Genomic DNA, 3,485 nt, shown 5'->3' on the forward strand with positions numbered 1-3,485 from the left:
GGGTTGCACCGGCCAGCACGCCCTCGTCGAGGTCGAACGGCTCGCCACGGACGCCCCGCCCGTCCGCGCCTTCGACCCCCCGGAGATGGTCGACGCGCCGGCCGCCCCCTGACCCGATTTCCGGCTGCGCTTCCTTCAACCGCCGACGCGCCCTCACCCACCCATCGGCAAGACCAAGGAAGCAAGGAAGCAAGGAAAGGCGATGGAGACGGCGCCTCAGAAATAGGCAGGTTAAAGCGCAAGCTGAGGGACAATTGTGCCCCGCGACCCAAAGCGTTGTCGCGGGGCACAATTGCAGGCTGAGGACGGCAGCTATGCCCTGGGCAACTCCCGATACTTGCTGAGCACGTCCTTCACAGCGTCCGTCACCGGCAGTTCCTCGTTGATCGGCGTCCAGACGAAGGCGTCGTGCTCTTGCATCTCGACCGGCTCCGGGCTGGCCACGTCTACGGCGAAGTTGAACTGTCGACTCTTCTTGCCGCTGCCCGACGTGTAATCGAAACTACCGAGGTAGTCGCGGATAGCGGCCACGTCCAGACCGGTTTCTTCTTTGACTTCCCGAATGAGCGCCGTGTCCAGTGCTTCGCCCGGTTCAACTTTTCCGCTGGGCAGCTCGAAAATACCGCCCATAAAGTCATCCTCGGGGCGCTGAAGGAGCAGCACCTTGCCGCCATTCTGGACGACCGCACCGACGACGAGTTGCTGAACTCCGTCACGCTCGGATTCGGTCGTGAGTTGCTGGAGAAGGGAAGCGCGTTCCATATTCTTATCCTAGCAGGTCGCCGTAATGCTCGGTTACTTTGCGGAATGCCTCGATGTAGCTGTCGACCAGGGGCATATCCTCCTCTCGGTGCCATACCGGCAGCTTGAGCGTGTTGTTATGGACCATTTCGGCGCGCGGGAAATCCCCGGGCCGGTAGGAGAACTTGCCTTCCAGCTCGGGAAACAAAGGCCCCGGCTCCTGGAACAGCGGCAGGAGGTTGAGCGGAGAGGTTGAGCCGGGCCGGTCCAGCTCGCGGCATCCTTCGACCTGGAGAGCGTTGTAGAAGCGCTCGACCGGCAGGCCGCCCAACTCGTCGCTGCGGTACTGGAGGATCAAGCCGTACCACGACGAGCGCCGGTCCGTTCCGAGCTGTGGTGCCGCGATGCCCGGCAGGTCGTCCAGATGCTCACAGAGGTGAGTGGCGATACGCTCCCGTCCGGCAAGGTGTTCGTCCAGGTGCCCGAGCTGGTCAAGCGCGATGCTTGCGGCCAGTGGGTGAATGCGGTGCTTGAGGCCCATGCCGGTGACTGCATAACGGTACAGCCGATGCTCGGGAGGCAGCTCGTTGCGGCACCGTTTATTGTACTGACCGTGCAGGAGCGCGAGATGGTAGGTGTCGTCATCGTCGGTTAGCAAGCAGCCGCCTTCGCCCGCCGAAAGCGGCTTGGGGCCGTTCATGCTGAAGGCTGCCGCCTGCCCGAACGTACCTGCCTTGCGCCCATTGACCGTCGCCCCGTGGGCGTGGGAGGCGTCCTCCAGCAGCCGAATGTCATGCTCGTCCGCAAGCCCGCGCAGAGCGCTCACATCCGCCGGCGTGCCCCACATGTGCGTGACCACGATGGCGTAGGTCCGCTCCGTGATGCGTCGGGCTACGTCCTCAGGGTCGAGGTTGCCGTCAGCGTCGCAGTCGGCCAGCACTGGCACCGCGCCGAGATGTAGCAACGGCGTCACCGTGGCGAAGAAGGTATAGGCCGGAACGATGATCTCGTCGCCTGCTCTGACTCGGCACGCCGCGTACATCGAATGCAGAGCGGCCGTCCCCGAGCTGGTGAGGACGGCGTGGCGCACACCGAAATAGTCGCGGAGGGCGTCTTCCAGCTGCGCAATGACGCCCGAACGGTCGTAGATCGAGATGCTCTCGTTAAGCTGGCCGAGCACAGCCTTTACGGTTTGATCTGTGAGGGGCGGCCACGAGAAGTGTGCAGTGTCCTCGGTGATGACGGGTTTCCCGCCGAGCAGGGCGAGCGCTGATGTCACAGCAGTTCCTTCGGATTGATGTAAGCGTGGGTGCGTGCGGACTCGTAGCAAGCCGTGATGAAACTCATGTGTGCCAGATTCTCTTTCGGTCCGCTGGCGTTCGGGCGCATACCTTCAATTGCCCGGCAGAAGTAGTCGATCTGTCCGACTGCCGCGGACGGCCACGCCTGTTCCCGCGACAGCGCCTCGATGACTTCCCCGCCGTTGGTCATGCGGCGAATTCGGCCGCGCTCCAAGTAAACCATGCCCTTTGAACCAGCCAAGCGAATTTGCTCGGTCTTGGGGCCGATGAACCGGGAGAGCAGCAGCGAGCCGTATAGGCCGCTGTTATAGGCGAAATGAATGAGCGCCGTGTCTTCAGCGTCGTATTCTCGGTCCGGCCGGGCGCTGACGGAAACGTCAGCCAGTACACGGTCAGGCAGGCCGAAGTACCACAAAATCATGTCGATCAGGTGGTAGCCCATGTCGATGATGCAGCCGCCTCCGGCCTTGGAGGTCAAACCGCGCCAGCCTTCGGACGGGTCATCAATATGTAGTGTGTATTGCGCGTCCACTACGAACGGTGTGCCGATCTGGTCGGCCAGTTGCGTGAAGCTTGTATAGATAGGATTGAAGCGCCGTTGCAGCGTCACCATAAGCTGAATACCGCTCCGCTCGCAGATATCCACGAGCGCTTGCGCTTCCTGCATATTGGTGGCGAACGGCTTCTCTTTGAGCACATGCACGTTGTGCTCGGCCGCCGTCTCGATAACCATCCGGCCGACATGGTGTGGTACGCAGACCACGACGAGGTCAAGGTGCTCAGCCTTGAACATCTCGCGAAAGTCGGTGTAGCCCTGCACGCGGTGTTGATACTGCTGCTCGCGCACGATCTCGGGGTTCTCGTCGCACACGGCCACGAGTTTCGCCCCGTCCGAGGCGTGCAGGCCAGGAATGTGGTCTTCGAGTGCCTGCTTGCCCAGGCCCACGACACCCGCTCGAAGCTTCACGCGATGCTCCCGAGGAGTAGCAATTGCCCGCCACGACGACTTGATATCCGTTGTCATGTCACGACGCACCTTCAGGTCTCATCCTGCCGAGCCGTTTCCGGATCATTTCAGCGACTTCCTGTACTCCCTTCATTCCAGCATCCGAGTGAAATGGGTTGCCGGTTCGTCGGGCAGGGATCGGGGTCAGGGTGGACAATCAAGACGTCCATGCTCCACATGTCACTTCCCCTTTAACGGTCGTCTCCGGAGGTAGGCGTCGGAGCGGGGGCGTCGTTGCCGATCATCCGCGCAGGGCCGTAATCTGCACTCAACCGGACGTGGCCAAGCAGATCCACGGCGGTAACGGCGCTAAAATGGGGCTTTTCTGACGCATACGGGCCGCTGACCTGCGGAAACGGCGGTCATGACGCGCACGCACTGAAGAGCCGGAGGCGAGGCATGGCGGCGAAGCGGCAACGCCTTGCGGCACGCCGCAA

At 62.3% G+C, this 3,485-nt stretch carries 3 protein-coding genes; all 3 read right to left on the bottom strand.

The window, feature by feature from the left end; genetic code table 11:
- Positions 1 to 312: 312 nt before the first annotated feature.
- From DD1DGNOD_RS09975 to DD1DGNOD_RS09985, 3 genes are read right to left on the bottom strand one after another with little or no spacing between them, the layout of a single operon-like run.
- The gene (locus DD1DGNOD_RS09975) at positions 313 to 762 is read right to left on the bottom strand and encodes an NUDIX hydrolase (protein ID WP_131769962.1); all 450 of its coding nucleotides are present in this window, start codon (positions 760 to 762) and stop codon (positions 313 to 315) included.
- A 4-nt stretch (positions 763 to 766) separates the two neighbouring features.
- Positions 767 to 2,020: a DegT/DnrJ/EryC1/StrS family aminotransferase gene (locus tag DD1DGNOD_RS09980; protein WP_131769963.1), complete on the bottom strand. Its 1,254-nt coding sequence runs from the start codon at positions 2,018 to 2,020 to the stop codon at positions 767 to 769.
- Positions 2,017 to 3,066, bottom strand: coding sequence for a Gfo/Idh/MocA family protein (locus DD1DGNOD_RS09985; RefSeq protein ID WP_131769964.1), 1,050 nt, complete (start codon positions 3,064 to 3,066; stop codon positions 2,017 to 2,019). The genes DD1DGNOD_RS09980 and DD1DGNOD_RS09985 overlap by 4 nt, the downstream gene beginning before the upstream one ends.
- Positions 3,067 to 3,485: the final 419 nt, after the last annotated feature.

The sequence above is a fragment of the Candidatus Protofrankia californiensis genome (genome assembly GCF_900634765.1).
GTDB classification, from domain to species: Bacteria; Actinomycetota; Actinomycetes; order Frankiales; family Frankiaceae; genus Protofrankia; species Protofrankia californiensis.

Excerpts from the sequence above, each read along its gene's own strand:
- DD1DGNOD_RS09975 (WP_131769962.1), bottom strand. The coding sequence starts at position 762 with ATGGAACGCGCTTCCCTTCTCCAGCAACTCACGACCGAATCCGAGCGT.
- DD1DGNOD_RS09985 (WP_131769964.1), bottom strand. The coding sequence starts at position 3,066 with ATGACAACGGATATCAAGTCGTCGTGGCGGGCAATTGCTACTCCTCGG.